The sequence below is a fragment of the Brevibacillus sp. BC25 genome (assembly GCF_000282075.1).
GTDB lineage: Bacteria > Bacillota > Bacilli > Brevibacillales > Brevibacillaceae > Brevibacillus.
This window is the reverse complement of record NZ_AKIX01000006.1, coordinates 22,019-39,176: the sequence shown is the minus strand read 5'-3', so window position 1 is coordinate 39,176 and position 17,158 is coordinate 22,019. Positions and strand designations below refer to the sequence as shown.

Annotated in this window: 16 protein-coding genes; 11 read left to right on the top strand and 5 right to left on the bottom strand. The window is 48.0% G+C overall.

Going from position 1 to position 17,158, the window contains the following annotated elements; translation table 11 throughout:
* Window positions 1–208: 208 nt before the first annotated feature.
* The 8 genes from PMI05_RS00970 (at window position 209) to PMI05_RS00935 (ending at window position 10,439) form a co-directional block, all read left to right on the top strand.
* A complete protein-coding gene (locus PMI05_RS00970; RefSeq protein ID WP_007716120.1) occupies window positions 209–1,144 on the top strand; it encodes a dipeptidase in 936 nt (311 codons plus the stop codon).
* Between the two features lie 34 nt (window positions 1,145–1,178).
* Window positions 1,179–2,237: a P1 family peptidase gene (locus PMI05_RS00965; RefSeq protein ID WP_007716117.1), complete on the top strand. Its 1,059-nt coding sequence runs from the start codon at window positions 1,179–1,181 to the stop codon at window positions 2,235–2,237.
* A 72-nt stretch (window positions 2,238–2,309) separates the two neighbouring features.
* Window positions 2,310–3,119: an alpha/beta fold hydrolase gene (locus PMI05_RS00960; RefSeq protein ID WP_007716114.1), complete on the top strand. Its 810-nt coding sequence runs from the start codon at window positions 2,310–2,312 to the stop codon at window positions 3,117–3,119.
* Window positions 3,120–3,224: 105 nt separating this feature from the next.
* Window positions 3,225–3,749 carry a hypothetical protein gene (locus PMI05_RS00955; protein ID WP_007716111.1) on the top strand — a complete coding sequence of 175 codons (525 nt, stop codon included), beginning with the start codon at window positions 3,225–3,227 and terminating at the stop codon, window positions 3,747–3,749.
* A gap of 425 nt (window positions 3,750–4,174) precedes the next feature.
* On the top strand, window positions 4,175–5,272 hold the full coding sequence (locus PMI05_RS00950) for an NAD(P)-dependent alcohol dehydrogenase (RefSeq protein WP_007716108.1): 1,098 nt from the start codon (window positions 4,175–4,177) through the stop codon (window positions 5,270–5,272).
* An 18-nt stretch (window positions 5,273–5,290) separates the two neighbouring features.
* Window positions 5,291–6,751: an aldehyde dehydrogenase family protein gene (locus PMI05_RS00945; RefSeq protein WP_007716104.1), complete on the top strand. Its 1,461-nt coding sequence runs from the start codon at window positions 5,291–5,293 to the stop codon at window positions 6,749–6,751.
* A 336-nt stretch (window positions 6,752–7,087) separates the two neighbouring features.
* The gene (locus tag PMI05_RS00940; protein WP_007716094.1) at window positions 7,088–9,025 is read left to right on the top strand and encodes a sigma-54-dependent Fis family transcriptional regulator; all 1,938 of its coding nucleotides are present in this window, start codon (window positions 7,088–7,090) and stop codon (window positions 9,023–9,025) included.
* An 88-nt stretch (window positions 9,026–9,113) separates the two neighbouring features.
* A complete protein-coding gene (locus PMI05_RS00935; RefSeq protein WP_007716091.1) occupies window positions 9,114–10,439 on the top strand; it encodes a serine hydrolase in 1,326 nt (441 codons plus the stop codon).
* 108 nt (window positions 10,440–10,547) lie between these two features.
* On the opposite strand, the gene PMI05_RS00930 is transcribed toward PMI05_RS00935, so the two are convergent.
* Both PMI05_RS00930 and PMI05_RS00925 read right to left on the bottom strand, forming a co-directional pair.
* Window positions 10,548–10,883 (bottom strand): DoxX family protein, encoded by a 336-nt coding sequence (locus tag PMI05_RS00930; RefSeq protein ID WP_007716085.1) that lies wholly within the window; start codon window positions 10,881–10,883, stop codon window positions 10,548–10,550.
* 86 nt (window positions 10,884–10,969) lie between these two features.
* Window positions 10,970–11,395, bottom strand: a complete 426-nt coding sequence (locus PMI05_RS00925; protein ID WP_007716083.1) for a MarR family winged helix-turn-helix transcriptional regulator — start codon at window positions 11,393–11,395, stop codon at window positions 10,970–10,972.
* 208 nt (window positions 11,396–11,603) lie between these two features.
* Here PMI05_RS00925 and PMI05_RS00920 point away from each other — a divergent pair, with 208 nt between their 5' ends.
* The 3 genes from PMI05_RS00920 to PMI05_RS00910 are packed head-to-tail and all read left to right on the top strand — an operon-like array spanning window position 11,604 to window position 14,725.
* Entirely contained in the window at window positions 11,604–12,923 is a 1,320-nt protein-coding gene (locus PMI05_RS00920) for a sugar ABC transporter substrate-binding protein (RefSeq protein ID WP_007716082.1), read from the top strand.
* Window positions 12,924–12,941: 18 nt separating this feature from the next.
* Window positions 12,942–13,892 (top strand): carbohydrate ABC transporter permease, encoded by a 951-nt coding sequence (locus tag PMI05_RS00915; RefSeq protein WP_007716081.1) that lies wholly within the window; start codon window positions 12,942–12,944, stop codon window positions 13,890–13,892.
* Window positions 13,892–14,725, top strand: coding sequence for a carbohydrate ABC transporter permease (locus PMI05_RS00910; protein ID WP_007716080.1), 834 nt, complete (start codon window positions 13,892–13,894; stop codon window positions 14,723–14,725). Before PMI05_RS00915 ends, PMI05_RS00910 begins: the two co-directional genes overlap by 1 nt.
* Here PMI05_RS00910 and PMI05_RS00905 read toward each other — a convergent pair.
* The 3 genes from PMI05_RS00905 to PMI05_RS00895 all read right to left on the bottom strand — a co-directional run bounded on the left by PMI05_RS00905 (window position 14,722) and on the right by PMI05_RS00895 (window position 17,146).
* Complete coding sequence (locus PMI05_RS00905) at window positions 14,722–15,600, bottom strand: phosphotransferase family protein (protein ID WP_007716079.1); 879 nt, start codon at window positions 15,598–15,600, stop codon at window positions 14,722–14,724. The two genes, PMI05_RS00910 and PMI05_RS00905, sit on opposite strands and share 4 nt — an antisense overlap.
* A gap of 72 nt (window positions 15,601–15,672) precedes the next feature.
* Window positions 15,673–16,119 (bottom strand): hypothetical protein, encoded by a 447-nt coding sequence (locus tag PMI05_RS00900; RefSeq protein WP_007716070.1) that lies wholly within the window; start codon window positions 16,117–16,119, stop codon window positions 15,673–15,675.
* Between the two features lie 133 nt (window positions 16,120–16,252).
* A complete protein-coding gene (locus PMI05_RS00895) occupies window positions 16,253–17,146 on the bottom strand; it encodes a DMT family transporter (RefSeq protein WP_007716062.1) in 894 nt (297 codons plus the stop codon).
* Window positions 17,147–17,158: the final 12 nt, after the last annotated feature.

The following is a 17,158-nucleotide window of genomic DNA, read 5'->3' as shown; positions in this document are numbered from 1 at the left end:
AAAAGTTTACGTGCTTCACAGTGTAAAAGCGAACATGTTTAAACTTTCCGCAAAAACGCGGCTGCTCCTCCTCGGACATGCCTCGATCATGTTTTCTTAAGTGACTTATAGCAATAATTTATTGGATTCGCTCTCCAAAATACATTACCTTAAAATTAACAGAATAGGTAGTGTTCTCAAAGGAAATTAGCACAAGGGGTGGATAAAGATGACCAAGATGCCGATTATCGATTTGCACTGTGATGCACTTCTGAAAATTTGGGAAAAAAATGGGGCTCTGTCCTTTGCGGATGCGGACGAGCTGGACGTCAACAGAAAACGGCTACACGATGGCGGGGTAAAGCTGCAGTGCTATGCGATCTGGACATCACCTGAATTGTCCACGGAGCAACGTTTTCAAAAAGCTTTGGATCAAATTCATTACTTTTATTCAGAGGTTCTCGGAAAGCATCCAGAAATGAAACAAATTCGTGATTGGAGCGATCTCGACCATTTGCAAGAGGGTGAGATCGGAGCATTGCTGACGTTGGAAGGTGTAGAGCCAATCGGCAACGATTTGAAGAAGCTACACATTTTGTATCAGTTAGGGGTTCGCTCTGTGGGCCTCACCTGGAACTTCGCGAATCTCGCTGCGGATGGTGCGCTGGAACCGAGGAATGCCGGACTGACGACCTTTGGCAAGGAAATCATTCAGTTCCACAATGAGCATAAGATGTTGACGGACGTCTCACATCTAGGGGAGGGCAGCTTCTGGGATACGATTGAGCTGGCTACATACCCGATCGCGAGTCATTCAAATGCACGAGCGATCTGCGACCATCCACGTAATCTGACGGATGAACAGGCAAAAGCGTTATTTGCCAAAGGCGCGAATGTACACGTCGTCTACTGCACTCAGTTTATCAATGAAACGACACCAACCACGATAGATGATCTGATCAAGCATATCGATCATTTTTGTTCACTCGGTGGCGTGCGTCATATCGGGCTCGGCTCTGACTTCGACGGAATTACCGCAAAGGTCGTGGGCTTGGAGCATGCGGGTCAGAGCCAAAACCTGATCAACGAGCTACTCAAGCATTATAAGGAAGAAGAAGTGCGCGGGTTTGCCTATGAGAACTTTCTGCGTAATCGTCCCATGTAACGATCGGCACAGCCTTACGAAAGGAATGGAATGCATGACGAAAAAAATTCGGCAGCTCGGTGCGACAATCGGTAGGCTTCCGGTCGGTGAGAAAAATGACATTACGGATGTAGCTGGAGTCCGAGTGGGACATGTGACGATCCAGCATGAGCTGGACAACGACGACTATGCCTGCACAGGAGTGACAGCTATTTTGCCCCATAGCGGTAGCTTGTTTCGTGAAAAGGTAACCGCAGCCAGCTATGTGATCAATGGATTCGGCAAAACGACGGGACTCGTGCAAGTAAATGAGCTGGGGGTATTGGAATCGCCGCTCATGCTCACGAATACGTTTTCCGTTCCCGCGGTTACACAAGGAACTCTGCTATACATGCTGGATACGAACGAAGAGATCGGGGACACGACCGGGACGATCAACATTGTCGTGGGCGAATGCAACGATGGTCATCTCAATTCCATCCGCCGCTGTGTCGTGCGCCCGGAAGATGCTAGAGAAGCGATTCTGAACGCAACGGACCAAGGCGTAGAAGAAGGAGCTGTCGGGGCAGGGACGGGGATGATTGCCTTTGGTTATAAAGGTGGTATCGGCTCGTCTTCTCGTATCGTTGTGGCTGAGGAGCAGGCCTATACATTGGGGGCTTTGGTACTCAGCAACTTTGGCAACAAGAATGATTTCTTGGGAGCAAATCTGTTCACAAGCTGTAAAAGCAATGAAAACGCAGTAGAGAAGTCCGAGGATGGCTCCATCATCATCGTACTGGCGACAGATGCGCCGCTCAGTGATCGACAACTGCTTCGGGTAGCAAAGCGTGCAGGAATCGGCTTGGGACGAACGGGGAGCCATTTTGGGCACGGGAGCGGCGACATCGTCATCGCTTTTTCCACAGCGCAAAAAATCCCACATCAGACAACAGCCGTTACGGAAACGCGCGTGCAATTACGCGAGGATCACCCGATTATGAACGAACTGTTTGCTGCTGCGGCAGAAGCGACAGAGGAAGCCATCTACCATTCTCTTTCGCAAGCAGTCACGACTACGGGACGAAAAGGACGCATCGTTCATGCGTATCCGAGTCAGGACAGAGGAGAGTAGTAACATAACCCTACAACTGGTGACATACCTTGAGTGTAAAGAGGTGCATGGTCTGAAACAGGAGGTAGGGTTATGTACATTGAAGTCGAAAAGGGTGTCACGGTTTTCGTTGAAGACCTCAATCCTGGCCCGAATAGCAAAACGATTTTTTTCGTTCACGGCTGGCCGCTCAACCATAACATGTATTCCTACCAATTCAACGTACTTCCCCAGCACGGGTTCCGCTGTGTTGCTATGGACATACGCGGCAACGGTCAATCGGACAAACCGTGGAGCGGCTATACGTATGATCGCTTAGCAGATGACATCTATGTCGTTTTGGAGGCATTAAAGATAAGGGATGCCGTCTTGCTAGGTTTTTCAGTGGGTGGAGCCATTTCGATTCGGTATATGTCTCGTTATGAGGGGCGCCATATTTCCAAGCTAGCGTTAGTGGATGCGGTTTCTCCTTCCTTTGTGAAAATGCCGGGTTCTCCATACGGCGTCTCGAAGGAGCAAGCGGATGGGCTGATCAGTCAGATGTACGCCAATTTACCTGAGTTATTAAACACGGTTTCTTTGCAGTTTTTTAATCGCAATTTAGGGACTGCTACGCTCCAGTGGTTTGTCAAAATGGGGCTGGACTCCGCTTCTTATGCGCTCATCAAAATCATGCAAGCAGCATCGAGAGAGAATGTAATCAATGACTTGAGTCAAATCCGTGTGCCAACCGGAATCTTTCATGGGATTCACGATCAGTTGATTCCATTTAAAAGTGCTGAGCTCACTCAGCAGCAAATCAAAGGGTCGAAGCTGTTTCCGTTTGATAACAGTGGACACGGTTTGCCGATTTGTCAGGCGGATGATTTCAATAAGAAGCTGATGGAGTTTATTAACGCTTGATATGGAGAGGTTTAGAAAGCCGATATTTCTGCCTTGGTGCAGGATATCGGCTATTTCTTTTCGAAAAGTAGCGATACGATTAGTAATAGTTTCGGAGGTAACTCGATGACCAAAATGAAGGTTGCACCTGTCAAGGTTCCCTGGATGATAAGTTCTTCACATGATTTTGCGAGTTTTACTGGTTATGAGGAGCGGGAAGTAAGCGTGGAAATGATGTGTGGATTTAATAAAAAGCGCTACGAAGAGGTCATGACTAAGCTACAAGACCAATATGGGGATGACATCCCAGACGACGAATACAATAAAGCGGGTAATGCTATCATTAAAATTACTTTCCAGCCGATTTGTCTTTTTACGATGTACGGTAAAATGGAGGGCTACGAGCGATATGATTTCAGCATGCTCGATCCGTACTATGATGGGAGACTGTCTTTGGGTGACGAATGGGACAAAACTGATATTTGCCCAAATCCAGGATTTTACGAAGTTGTTGAGTCAACAGTAAAAGAAGCTTTTGGCTTTACATCCTCCCGAGTAAAGCATTGGGTATTATGCGCGCATGATTCATGTATCGATGTCCTGGCCTATTCATTTGAATGGGAGGAGGTAGAATGGGGGAAAGCAAAATAACGGTCGCTCTCAGCTAGAAATACCGAGAGAAAATCAAAAGGCATTGCCCATTCTTGCAAACAAGAGGGCGATGCCTTTGTTTTTTGTCTTACTTTGAACAATTTGTTCAACGTGAGCTAGACAATTTGTTCAATTCGTTCAAAGGCAATCAACAAATGTACGCGTAGAAAAAGTACGGATAGAGTCCGGATTACGTTCATTTTCAGTTGAAAAATATATTTGGCATGAAAATTGCTAATAGAATAATCCTCGGAGAAGAGAAGCTAATACTTTACTCTCGACGCACAACACTCGATTGGATTTTTCTTCATTTCCTACAGCAAGGTGTTATATTCATGTCTCTTTACGAAATCATAAATGAATCTGGTAGGTTAATCCTCGAAAAATGATCGAGTGGTGCGAAGAAATCACCGGAGGGATATTTTATGCAAATGAAAGCTGCTGTTACTCACTCAAAAGGTGAAGAATTTCGTATTGAAACGATTCAACTCGATGAACCTAAGAGCGGAGAAGTTCTGATTCGCGTCGTAGCTTCTGGAATTTGCCACACAGATATGATTGCGCGTGATCAAGAATATCCTGTTCCGCTTCCTGCCGTTCTGGGCCATGAAGGTGCGGGAGTAGTTGAAAAGGTAGGCGAGGGTGTTACTTATGTACAGCCAGGCGATCATGTGGTGCTCGGTTTTGCCCATTGCGGAAAATGCCACTATTGCTTGAGTGGACGCCCGTATGTATGTGAAAGATTTTTCGAGCTGAATTTCCTTGGCAATATGGAAGATGGGACCAAAAGACATCACTGCGAAGAGAAAGGGTTGTCCAACTTTTTCGGTCAGTCCTCCTTCGGAACGTACACGATTGTAAACGAGCGCAATCTGGTGAAAGTAGATAAAGATGTAGATTTGGCTCTTTTGGGACCACTTGGCTGCGGTATTCAAACAGGTAGTGGTACGGTCATAAACAGGCTGAAGCCAGAGGCAGGATCAAGCATTGCCGTGTTTGGTGCAGGAGCGGTTGGTCTTAGCGCGATCATGGCTGCGAATGCAATCGGCTGCGGCACGATCATTGCGGTCGATGTGCATGCTAACCGTCTTGAGCTGGCAAAAGAACTGGGTGCGACCCATGTCATTAATGCGCGAAACGTTGATCCGGTAGAAGAGATCAAGAAAATTACCAATGGCGGCGTAAACTATGCAGCTGAAACTGCTGGTCGACCAGGCGTATTACGTCAAGCTGTCGATGCACTCACATTCTGCGGAGTCGTAGCGCAAATCGGGGCACCGCCACTCGGAACCGATGAGAAAATCGATACGAACGACTTGCTCCTGCTCAACAAAACTATTACTGGCGTAGTAGAAGGAGCTTGCGTACCGCGCATCTTCATTCCGCAGTTGATCAATTTGTACAAGCAAGGGAAATTCCCGATGGACAAGCTGGTAAAATTCTATCGTTTCGATGAAATCAACCAAGCGGTAGCCGATTCTCATAGCGGTAAAACAATCAAAGCAATCATCAAGATGGACTAAGCTAGGAGGACACTTCATATGAGCAACATTTTCAACGAGTACACAAAACAATTCATTGATGGCGAATGGCGAGAAGGCAAGAGCCAGAATAACTATACCAACCGCAACCCATACGATCAATCGGAGCTGGTGAGCATCAAGCTGGCTACGGTTGAAGATGTAGAGCAGGCGTACCAATCTGCAAAAGCAGCACAAAAAGAGTGGGCAAAAACGAATGCGTACGTGCGCTCTGGCATCATTCATAAAATGGCAGATGTAGTAGAAAAAAATCGTGAGCTGCTCGTGAATATTTTGGTATCCGAGACAGGCAGCACATTTGCAAAAGCGAATGCGGAAGTTGATTTTGTAGTCGGCGATATCAAGGAATACGCGTCCTTGCCATTACGGATGAAAGGGGAAATCCTGCCTTCCTTCATTCCGGGCAAAGAAAACCGCGTCTACTATCTGCCAGTCGGGGTCGTAGGTGTAATCAGCCCGTTTAACTTCCCGCTGTACTTGTCTATCCGAGCCATCATCCCTGCTTTGGCTACTGGTAACGGTGTGGTGGTCAAGCCAGATCTGCAAACGTACATCTCCGGTGGATTGGTCATCGCGAAGCTGCTCGAAGAAGTAGGACTGCCAAAAGGCTTGTTTAACGTAGTCGTTGCAGATATTGCGGAAATCGGCGATGCCATGATCGAAAATCCGATTCCAAAAGTCATTTCCTTCACAGGCTCTTCCGCTGCTGGTCGGCGAATCGGCGAAATCTGCGGCAGAAACTTGAAGAAAGCTTCTTTGGAATTAGGCGGCAACAACGTGATGATCGTCCTGGAAGATGCAGATGTCGAGCAAGCAGCAAGTGCGGCTGTCTTCGGGAAATTCCTCCACCAAGGACAAGTTTGCATGGCGTTGAACCGTATTATCGTTCATCGCAAAATCTATAATCAATTTGTTGACGCTTTCGCGAAAAAAGCTTCCGTCATCCAAGCGGGCAATCCAGCAGACCCGAATACCTTTGTCGGTCCGCTTATTAACGAAAGACAAGTGGATAAAATTCAAGGCTTAGTCGATCAAGCAATCGCGGAAGGTGCGCGTGTCATCAAACGCGGTGAAGTAAAAGGCACATTGATGGAGCCGGTGATTCTGGCAGATGTCACGAATGATATGGCGACAGCTAAGAATGAAGTTTTCGGTCCTGTTGCCAATATTTTGCCAGTGGACAGCGAAGAGGAAGCAATCCGCATCGCAAACGAAACAGATTTTGGCTTGAGCGGATCTTTGTTTACACGCGATTTGGAGCATGGCGTAGAAGTCGCTCTGCAAATCGAAACAGGTATGATGCATATCAACGATCAAAGCATCAACACCGAGCCGAACGTACCATTTGGTGGAGAAAAATCATCCGGCTTGGGACGCCATGGCAGCGACTGGTCTCTGCATGAGTTTACGTCTCCACGCTGGGTATCCGTTCAGAAGGAAACTCGTCCGTTTCCGTTTTAATTACGAAATGTCAAATCCCCTCGGTTCAAAAGACCGAAGGGATTTGTTTTGTTTTTTGTAGCTGTAGCGGGGGAAGAAGCGCATTTCCAGTCTACGCTTCGGCCTACGCCCCGCAATGGGAAAAAGGAAACCTGCCTTTAGCGTCCACCTCTGAGACGCTTCGTAGATGCGCGACTTTGGACGCGGGTTTCTTTTTTTCCATGGAGCTGGGCAGGGATGACCCCGTAGCAGGTATCCCAAGAACTTGAGCGTTTTCTTCTTTTTTCTCCCCACCACTACAGCCCGACATAGAGGTATAATAAAAGAAGGAGAGATAACTAGATGGGAGGGTAGGCTATGTACAAAAATCGGATAAAGGCCAGAGATACGTTTCTCTCTGCCGGACAAGTGAAGGCTGATGTTCCCGTCAGTATTTCAGAGTCGTGGAGCAGGAGCCTGTCCTATAAAATCGATCCGAATTTGCGAAAAACGCCTGAAGTACTCAACCAAATGGATGTCCACATGCTACAGGAATCCAGCTTGTTATACCATGCATATCAATCGATTATTCCAAAGATCCAATCTTTCATTCATACAAAATACTCCATCATGCTAGCAGATCATAAAGCGAGATTACTACATGTCAATGCCGACCACCAATTGATGGAGTTGTTAACCAGCTTCAATGCAGTTCCAGGCGGAGTGTGGAGCGAGGAGCTATGCGGAACGACTGCGTTCGGCACCACCCTCGTGGCGGGGCAGCCAGTCGTCATCCATGATGCACAGCACTTTTGTGAGAGCTGGCAAAACATTTCCTGCGCGGGTGTGCCGATTTTTCATCCGATCACGAAACAGGTGATTGGCGTATTGGATTTGACGAGCTTTGCAGAAGACTTTCCTGCCCATGCTTTGGTTTTAACGCAAACGGTTGCGAAAAGCATGGAAATGGAGATTTTCAATCAGCTTCAAATTCATCGACTGTATCTCGAAAATACGTTTTTAGAAAAAGAGCTGTCCATGACCAATGATTTACTGGTGGCCATTGATTTGGAAGGGCAGATCGTACGGAGCAATGATCCGACTACGAGCGATCAGCAGGAGTGGTGCAACAGACTCGACTGGCAGCGCTTCTTCCAATCCTGTCAGGAGCAATCCGACCTTTCCGTGTTATCCACAATCGTTGCGGCTGAGCGGCCTTTGCCATTTTCTCCCGATCCTGCTACAGGGAGACTTCAGCTCGTGTACTACAAAAATCGGATGATCGGTGCGCTGGTTCAAATGCGCCGCCAACCTGCGCGTTCTGCGAAAATCGTTGAATTTGCCGACAATCCATCCCAAAACCGTGGACTGCCTATCAAGGGAACTGCGAAAGAAATGGTGGGAGAGTCACCTCAGTGGCTTGGGTTGCTGCAAAAATTGGACAAGGTAGCTGGGCGTGATATGTCTGTGCTCTTAATTGGGGAAAGCGGAACGGGGAAAGAAGTGCTATCCCAGTACATTCACGACCATAGCTTGCGTAGACATAAGCCTTTTGTTGCGGTAAACTGCGCCGCTTTTGCCCATGATCTGGTCGCGAGCGAATTGTTTGGCTATGCGCCGGGGACGTTTACGGGCGGCTTGAAGGAAGGGAAAGTGGGGCTGTTTGAAGTTGCGGACGGGGGCACCTTGTTCCTGGATGAAATCGCGGAGCTCCCATTACCCATTCAGGCGATGCTGCTGCGCGTATTGCAGGAGAAGCAAGTGACCCGCATTGGAGAATACAAAGCTCGTCCTTTAGACATTCGGATCGTCGCTGCCAGCAATAAGGATCTGAAAAGAATGGCTGACGCCGGACAATTCCGTTTGGATCTTTACTACCGGTTGAATTCGATAGAACTAAAAGTCCCTCCACTGCGCGAGCGAAAAGAAGACATCGACCCAATGGCCGAACACTTTTTGGGCGCACACAGGCACGGATCTTTTGCATACCGCTTGATGCCCGACACGATGGACGCACTGCGACTGTACGATTGGCCGGGAAATGTCCGAGAGCTGAAAAATGCGATCGAGCATGCCGTCGTCTTTGCGGAGGATGACCGAATCTTCCCATGGCATATACCGGATATGATCCAGGAGTCAACAGGGATAATCGAAGACAGTAGCCGACTTTTGCAGCCCACGCCGCTAGATGATGAACGTATGCAAATCGTGGAAGCATTGAACGATAGCCGCTACAACTACACAAAGGCAGCCAAGCTGCTGGGGATTTCCCGGGGCACGCTGTACAATAAAATGAAAAAATATGAGATCACGTAGAAAAGGAGTGTTCCTAAGGCATGTTGAATGGCTTTTGGAACACTCTTTTTGCTAGCTAGAATCTTATAACCAAAGGCAGGGGAATGGAATGGACCACGCAAGCGTTTCAGCTCTGGAAGCATTTGTGCAGCAGTTCATGGAAAAGGAAAAGGTGCCGGGGCTCTCCATTGGCATCTCCCTGGATGGTGAGACGATCTATCAAAAAGGTTTTGGTGTCACCGATCTGGGGACGAATCAGCCAGTAACACCTGATACTATTTTCGGCATTGCTTCGGTTACCAAATCGTTTACGGCTGCAACCATCATGCAGCTCGTGGCAGAAGGCAAGCTGACTGTTGACGGCTCGATTCGCAGCTATTTGCCTGATTTACAAGTAAAGGCGAACATACATACTGACAACATCACGATTCACCATTTGCTCTCTCACACTTCAGGTGTTCCACCGCTGCTGCGCCGTGAAGAATTGACGAGACTCCCCGAGCATATTGCCTATTTGAACGAAGTCCAATTTGCCCCCCTTGGTGCGCCGGGTGAGTATATCAGTTACAGTAACGACATGTTTCTCCTGCTGGGAGCAATTATCGAGCGTGTCACTGGGCAGCGCTACCGTACCTATGTAACAGAACGCCTGCTAGCGCCGCTCGAAATGAACCGCTCGACCTATAACCTGGAAGAAGTCGCTCGCTTTTCCGATGTTTCCGTCCCTTATGTCAAAGGAGAGGAGCAACAACTAAAAAAAGTGCCGTGGCCCACGCTCGGCAACTATGAAGTGGGGGGAGGCATCCGCTCCAATGTCGTTGATTTGCTGAAGTACGGTCAGCTCTATATCAATACCGGTCGCTATAAAGAGAAGCAAGTAGCAGATGGAGCCTCGCTTAGAGCCATGTGGCATCCGGTTCATCGACTGACAAAAGACGCCTGGTACGGATATGCGCTCAAAACAACGCCCAATTATGCAGGAATAACGCTAGTTGAGCATGGGGGCGGTCAGCCCGGGGTGTCGTCGAACTTCGGGTTTGTACCAGAAAAAGGTCTAGTTGTCACCGTTCTTTCTAACCTGGAAAACGTGCCGATCCGCAATGTATGGCTGGCTGCTGTGAATGCTGCCCTTGGTTTACCGCTTGCACATAAAGAAGACGAAGCCCCGCTTTATTCGCCAACGAGAGAAGAGCTAGAGAAGCTCGTCGGGACGTACACTTCAAGGGAAGGCGGAAGATTGCGACTCTTCCTTCGAGACGATGCTCCTGTTGCAGAGGTAGCTGGTATGGAGTACGAGTTACGGGCCAGCAGCCACGATACGCTGATCGATGTACAAAACGGTCAACCGCTGCGCTTCTTTTTCAAAAAACAGCAGCATGCATGGGCGGTCCTCATGGGGCTGAGGATGCTTTGTAGGAATGAAAACAAGTTCTAGACTGACCCAATAAATGAAGCAGCGGCGACCTAAGACATGGTAATAAAGTCTTGGACTCGCCGCTGTTATGTCTGTATCCTCAGTATGGTTGGTATTCCCCTGCCTAGACTAAAAATGATACGTCGAGATTAGAAAGGACAGAAAGCAAAGAACAAGCGCCGGTATTGCTTTCGGAAAAGGATCTCTAGCAATCACAAGTAGGATGAAGGCAGCTACCAACATGGTCACGCCTAAAAGTAATCCTGATAGTAATGCAGCGACCGAAAACCATATTCCAATAATCAAGCCAATGGAACTGATGATTTCAATAAAGCCAGTTAAGAAGTTAAAGAGGGGAGGGAGTCCAAATCGATCAAACTCATTCGCCATTTTACCGGAAATAATTTTTGTACCTGTAAACATAAAGAAGATCGCAACAATGACTTGCAAAACGATTAGGATCATGACGGCTTCCTCACTTTCGTTATTCCGTATTAAACTAAATGTATGCTATAGCATGTATTTGATGGAGAAAGTATCTGCATCTCCATTTATTCATCTTTTACTACTTGATATAGTTTGTCGAGCAATGCATGCAATTCCGCAATCTCTACATCGGTAAGGTTTTGCGTTACATGGTTATGCGCTTCGGTAACGACGGGTAGAAGCTTTGATTTTAGCTCCATCCCTTTGTCACTCAGCAACAAGTTATGAGAGCGTTTATCCGCGTCATTTAAAGTGCGAATGACGATTCCCTTTTTTTCAAGCGAGTAAATCATTCTGACGACTGTGGTTTGATCGCGGTCAATAGCATCCGAAAGATCCTTTTGTGTTATCGCCCTTTCCACATCCATTACACTCAGAATTCCCCATTGCTCTGGCGTGATCTCAAATTGTTTTAACCTCTTCTTAAAATAGTTCGTCATTTTCATATCTGTACGGTGAAGAAGAAATCCAGTCAGATTGAATAATTCCATAGAAAATCCAAACTCCTTCGTTTACATGCTGTAGCATATAAAATGCTAACTTATTTGATCCAGTTAGTCAAATAAATAGTGTCGGGAAAGCCTCACTGAAAAAAGAGTAAAGAAAACGAAAAAACTGGTAAAAATATTAAAACTCATAATTCAGAATATTTAGTACAATACGAACTGTCTTACAAAAAGATCATGAGGGGGTTCGTGTATGGGATTTCGTTCCTGGATTTCTGTGGCGCTCCAATTAACGATGGCGACAGCATTGCTTGTAGGCTGTAGTCAGCCAGCGGCCACTCCAGACTCAGCAGCGTCGTCAGGTGCGAATGGCGTCACGCTAAAAATGGTCGAGAGCATTACTAGCCCACAACGAACTGTGCTGTTAAAAGAAATGCTAGCCCAGTTTGAAGCGAAGAATCCGGGGATCAAAGTCGATCTGATTTCACCTCCATTTGAAGGAGCGGATCAGAAGATCACACAGATGCTGATGGCAAAAGAAGAGCTGGACGTACTAGAGGTTCGCGAATTCAATGCCAAGCAGTTTTCGATGAACGGCTTTATTGAAAATTTGAAGCCCTACACAGACAAATGGCAAAATTACGATCAGTTGACTGATGTAGCCAAACGTCGAGCCACTTGGGTGGACAAAACCCCTTATTACATTCCGAATGGACTGTACCAGCGCGTCTTGTATTATCGGACGGATTGGTTTAAGGAAGCAGGGATCGAGGTGCCGAAGACGTGGGATGAGCTCTTGGTCGCAGCTAAAAAGCTGACGGACCCAGCCAAAAATCGCTACGGGTACAGCTTCCGGGGAGGTGCGACTGGGTGGGATTACGCGTTGATCACCATGTGGGCCTATAACGGGACAGAGGTCGACCCTGACTCAGCCTTTTTCATGAAGGATGGACGCACGCTCTTCTCCACGCCGCAATCACTGGAAGCGATGCAATATTACAAACAGCTTTACAAGGAAGCCTCACCAAAAGATTCGGTGAGCTGGGGCTTTCAGGAGATGGTACAGGGCTTTGTAGCGGGTTCGACTGCCATGCTGATTCAAGACCCTGACGTCATCGATGGAGCCAAGGAGAAGATGCAGGAAGGGACGTGGGCGACCGCTCCGATTCCGATTGGTCCTTCAGGTGTCGCGCAACAAGTAGTCGGTGGACCAGGCTGGGGGATGGCTTCGTACTCGAAGCACAAGGAAGAGGCGTGGAAGCTGATTGAATTCCTCTCTGATCCTGAACAGAGCACTCATTTTGCGAAAAAGACTTCCACGATTCCCGTCGTGAAAAGCGCGGCAGAAGATGAGTTTTACAAGTCAGGTTACTTCCAGCCGTTTATTGAGATGAGCCAGCAGCCAACGAAGTTCCTCGATGTTTCACGTCCTGTGGATTACAAAGGCTGGGGAGCTTGGCAAAGCACGGCGGATAAAGATATTCAAAGCTTTTTGCTCGATCAGCTCACCGCAGAGGACCTATTGAAAAAATGGGATCAATACTGGATGAAAGAAAAAGCCGAGCGAAAGTAGACGTGGGGGGATGGTAGCTTGGACACACAAAAACCCATCGTCATGACGACGAAGCAGGTTGTGCCGGAAGGGAAGAAATCGTTCCAGATATCCAAAGAAGGTCGCTTTATATTTTTGTGCCTATTGCCCGCCCTTTTGTTTGTTTCGGTCTTTACGTATTATCCACTCGTGCGTGGAATCATCATGTCTTTTCAGAACTACACGCTCTTTGATTTGATGAATATTCAGTTCATCGGGCTGGACAACTTCGTGAACGTTCTGACAAGCCCAGACTTCCCGCGAGTTGCCATGAACAGCTTTTACTGGGTGTTTTTCTCGCTCGTTTTTCAATTGCTGTTTGGCTTCATGCTGGCGCTCTTGATGCGCAAAAAATTTCGCGGGAGAGGGATTTACCAGGCATTTGTCTTTTTCCCGTGGGCGATGTCCGGCTTTCTGATTGGGTTGATTTGGCGGTGGATGTTCAATGCTCAGTTTGGCGTCATTAACGATTTGCTCTTGAAAACAGGTCTGATCGATGCGCCGATCTCCTTTTTGGCGGATGGCACTTGGGCGATGGCTGCTGTCATTATCGCGAATATTTGGTATGGCGTCGCGTTTTTTGCCATCATGATTCTGGCTGCGTTGCAATCGATCCCAGAGGAGCTGTACGAAGCGGCGGCGATGGATGGAGCGGGACGGATTCAGCAGTTTTGGAGAGTGACTTTGCCGTATATCATGCCTACGATGCTGGTGACGATCCTGTTGCGGGTCATCTGGATTCTCAACTTCCCGGACATTATTTACGCGATGACAAATGGAGCTCCAGCAGGCTCCACGCATATATTCGCTACCTACATGATCGATAAAGTCATCTTTGGACAAGACTACGGGCAAGCCTCGGCAGTGGGTGTCATCATCGTGCTGATTTTGATGTTATTCACGATCTTTTACGTGAAAGCGACCAAAGTAGAGAAGGGAGGGGACTTCTGATGCACCGTGAACATCTAGGGTGGAGGACTGGCAGAGCGATTGTATTGACCTTGTTTCTTGCATTCGCGATTTTCCCGCTGTATTGGATTATTATTACGTCGCTCAAAGGTCAAAAGGATATCTTTTCGCTCCCGATTCAATATTGGCCGGAACAGGTGACACTGATCAACTACTTGGAGATCTTTCAGATTTCCCACTTTCAGGTATATATCTGGAACAGCTTTCTCGTTTCCTTGGTCGCTTCGGCTATGGTCGTGTTCATCTCGATGCTCGGCGGTTACGTGTTGGCCCGCTTTTCGTTTAAAGGGAAGCGGCAGGTGATGTTCGGATTTCTCGTCACCCAAATGATCCCGATGTTCATTGGCATGGCGCCGTTGTACATGATGATGTCCAAGATGCACATCTTAAACAGCCTGTTTTCGTTGATGCTCATCTACACGGTCATGCTGATTCCATTTTGTACAATCATCATGTCTGGCTTTTTCCAACGGATACCCAACGCCTTGGAGGAAGCAGCGATGATGGACGGCTGTTCCCGGTTGAGTGCCCTGTTTCGCGTCATCGTGCCGATCATGCTCCCCGGAATTGCGGCCACGTTTATTTTCGCCTTTGTGCAATGCTGGAACGAGCTGATTATGGCAGTTCTGTTCATTGATGAAGAGTCGGTCAAAACGATTCCCGTCGCGATGAATGCCTTCATCAAAAAGTATGACATCGAGTGGGGAGCGATGTCGGCAGCTACGGTGCTGTCAGTCATCCCGACGATGCTGCTGTTTGCCTTTTGCCAAAAGTACTTGGTGGAAGGGCTCACGCAGGGTGCCGTAAAAGGCTAGAAGTAGTCCCGCATGCCGGCTTGGTACGCTGTCTCATCGTCGTTTTCCAAACCGAATAGTGCTTCCTCCAAGGCAAATGTACTGCGGTAAAATCTCATCCTTGTCATCACCTGCTCAAGCTGGGGGTACACCGGAGTGAAATACTGCAAAAACGGTTCCCCGTAGCTTGCGCAGAGTCCTGCGAGGTCGTATGCTGGATCGCCAACACCCGAACCGCCAAAGTCGATGATGCCTGTGATGCGTTGTTTTGCCGGGGAGTACAAGATATTCCCTGTGCCGAAATCTCCGTGAGTCAAGCAAGGCTGAAAATCAAAGTGAGCGGGGTCAGTCAGGTATGCTTCAAACCGCTCTGCTACATCCTTTTTCGCTTGCTCACGCATGGCTGGGAACAATTGCGATACAATCTGTTCATACAGCTCAGTCAACTGCTTGGCCATGTCAAAATCGCCAGGGATAAGCTCTGGGAGCAAGGAGGAGACGGGTAGCTGGTGTAGTTCATGAAGAAATTGTGCCAGCTGGGCAGCGACAGTCGGTATCGAATTTTGATGAGAGGCTGCTTGAAAAGCTTCTCGGGTAAAAGGTTCACCTTCCAGTAGCGGATATCCGGCAAACACCCTCCCAGGTAGTTCCTCGGCAAAGGACAAATAGATTGGAGCCGGAATCGGCAGGGAGAGATATGGTTTTACCGTACGTAAAATGTTCGTTTCGACCTTCAGTTGCTCGATTCCGGCGGTATATTTCGGGAAGCGAAACACGTGCGCGTCATTGACGATGAGCACATCATTGTTTTGGCCCATCTCGTTAAAGTAGGCGGAAGTGATGGTCCATTCTGGATACGTTGCTTGAATATGTTGGATATACGCTTGCGTTGTCATCATGATTCTCCTTCCAATACCCCGCATTTCGAAAAAAGAGCACTCTCCCCAAAGGAAAGTGCTCTTTCGTATTTACGATGCTGCCAGTTCAAATCTGACGAGCGTTTCTTTGGTGTCCGCGAGCTTTTCTAGTTCAACAATTCGCCAGTTATGGGAGATTGTCCTGCGCATCCACGCCAATGCATCGTCTGGTAAGCGAACGTGGTGCAGCGCTGTTTCCTCGACTTGATAATCGCTTTCCGCCTGGATGTTGTATCGTTTGTTCAGCAAAAATTTGATCCCGTTAAAAGTGGTGAACTTGATCTGGTAGCCTTCGCGAATCGCAGCTTCCAGCGTAGAGGGATCATTTTTGGACAGCTCAAAGAGATGGGTGTAATCGTACTTACCGCCCTCCACGTCCGAAAAAGGCGCAGAGTCACCTGTTCTCAGCTTGTGGATGATTTCTTCATCGACGAATCCATGGGCACGGGCTGCCTCTAACAGCATCGTTTCCCACTGGGATAGTTTTACGGTAGACATGGACTGTCCCTCCTCTTATCACGATGTAACGGTACAGACTCGCCCGCTTTCTTCTAGTATAAAGCAATGAAATTGTACTTCTCAACTACAATTCCGACTGTTTTACTGTGAAAAATGCGGCGAACTGCTTTGCTCAGGATGAAAACGAGGAGAGCTTCTTCTTTTCACGCGGCTCCTTGGAAGTTGTGGTCAAGGTCACGCCCGCGATGATGAGAATCGCACCGAAAAACTGTACGGCTGTTACAGGTTTTGCCAGCAATAATAAGCCAAAAAGCATGGCAATAAACGGTTCCAGATTGGCAAACATCGCGGCTTTGGCAGCGCCCACCTTCTGTAGTTGACTGTTCCAGATTAAGGTCACAATGCCGTGCATGACGACAGCGGTGACAAACAAGAGAAGCCAGGATGAGAGGCTGGTGCTTACCGTGGCCGTAGGGATGCTGATCAGGACAAAAGGCAGCATTGATCCGAAGCCGATCAAATTGGATATGAGTGTCGTCACAAGTGGAGGGAGTCGATGTCCCAACAACCTGACGAGTATGATCGAGGTAGCGAACGTCAGCATCGTCAATACAATCCAGAGGATACCGACATCAAAATGCAGATCTGCCCCTGTATAAATGACGAATAATACGCCTGATGTTCCGATCACCGAACCGATTGCCATGCGGCCAGTCAGCGATTCTTTCAAGAACAAGGCAGCCAAGAGAGCCGTTGTAATCGGCGTCAGCGCCAGAATCAGGGCAGAGGTGGTCGGATCAGCTGTAACGAGCCCTTTATAGAAGGACCACTGGTTGATGAATACGCCGACAACTCCCAGTACCGCGAGCAAGATCCAGTCCATACGCGAGAGCTTTGGCATTTTTAGACGACCTCTGGACCAGATGAGTAGAAACAACACGATAAACAAGAGACGCATAGCCGACAAAAAGAGCGGAGAAAACTCGGCGACGAGCATTTTCCCGAAGACGAAATTGCTGCCCCAAGCGGTTACGCAAAAAATAAGCAGCAAGTAGGAGCGTAGCATAGGATTCGTTCC

Excerpts from the sequence above, each read along its gene's own strand:
- PMI05_RS00970 (WP_007716120.1), top strand. The coding sequence starts at position 209 with ATGACCAAGATGCCGATTATCGATTTGCACTGTGATGCACTTCTGAAA.
- PMI05_RS00965 (WP_007716117.1), top strand. The coding sequence starts at position 1,179 with ATGACGAAAAAAATTCGGCAGCTCGGTGCGACAATCGGTAGGCTTCCG.
- PMI05_RS00960 (WP_007716114.1), top strand. The coding sequence starts at position 2,310 with ATGTACATTGAAGTCGAAAAGGGTGTCACGGTTTTCGTTGAAGACCTC.
- PMI05_RS00955 (WP_007716111.1), top strand. The coding sequence starts at position 3,225 with ATGACCAAAATGAAGGTTGCACCTGTCAAGGTTCCCTGGATGATAAGT.
- PMI05_RS00950 (WP_007716108.1), top strand. The coding sequence starts at position 4,175 with ATGCAAATGAAAGCTGCTGTTACTCACTCAAAAGGTGAAGAATTTCGT.
- PMI05_RS00945 (WP_007716104.1), top strand. The coding sequence starts at position 5,291 with ATGAGCAACATTTTCAACGAGTACACAAAACAATTCATTGATGGCGAA.
- PMI05_RS00940 (WP_007716094.1), top strand. The coding sequence starts at position 7,088 with ATGTACAAAAATCGGATAAAGGCCAGAGATACGTTTCTCTCTGCCGGA.
- PMI05_RS00935 (WP_007716091.1), top strand. The coding sequence starts at position 9,114 with ATGGACCACGCAAGCGTTTCAGCTCTGGAAGCATTTGTGCAGCAGTTC.
- PMI05_RS00930 (WP_007716085.1), bottom strand. The coding sequence starts at position 10,883 with ATGATCCTAATCGTTTTGCAAGTCATTGTTGCGATCTTCTTTATGTTT.
- PMI05_RS00925 (WP_007716083.1), bottom strand. The coding sequence starts at position 11,395 with ATGGAATTATTCAATCTGACTGGATTTCTTCTTCACCGTACAGATATG.
- PMI05_RS00920 (WP_007716082.1), top strand. The coding sequence starts at position 11,604 with ATGGGATTTCGTTCCTGGATTTCTGTGGCGCTCCAATTAACGATGGCG.
- PMI05_RS00910 (WP_007716080.1), top strand. The coding sequence starts at position 13,892 with ATGCACCGTGAACATCTAGGGTGGAGGACTGGCAGAGCGATTGTATTG.
- PMI05_RS00905 (WP_007716079.1), bottom strand. The coding sequence starts at position 15,600 with ATGACAACGCAAGCGTATATCCAACATATTCAAGCAACGTATCCAGAA.
- PMI05_RS00900 (WP_007716070.1), bottom strand. The coding sequence starts at position 16,119 with ATGTCTACCGTAAAACTATCCCAGTGGGAAACGATGCTGTTAGAGGCA.
- PMI05_RS00895 (WP_007716062.1), bottom strand. The coding sequence starts at position 17,146 with ATGCTACGCTCCTACTTGCTGCTTATTTTTTGCGTAACCGCTTGGGGC.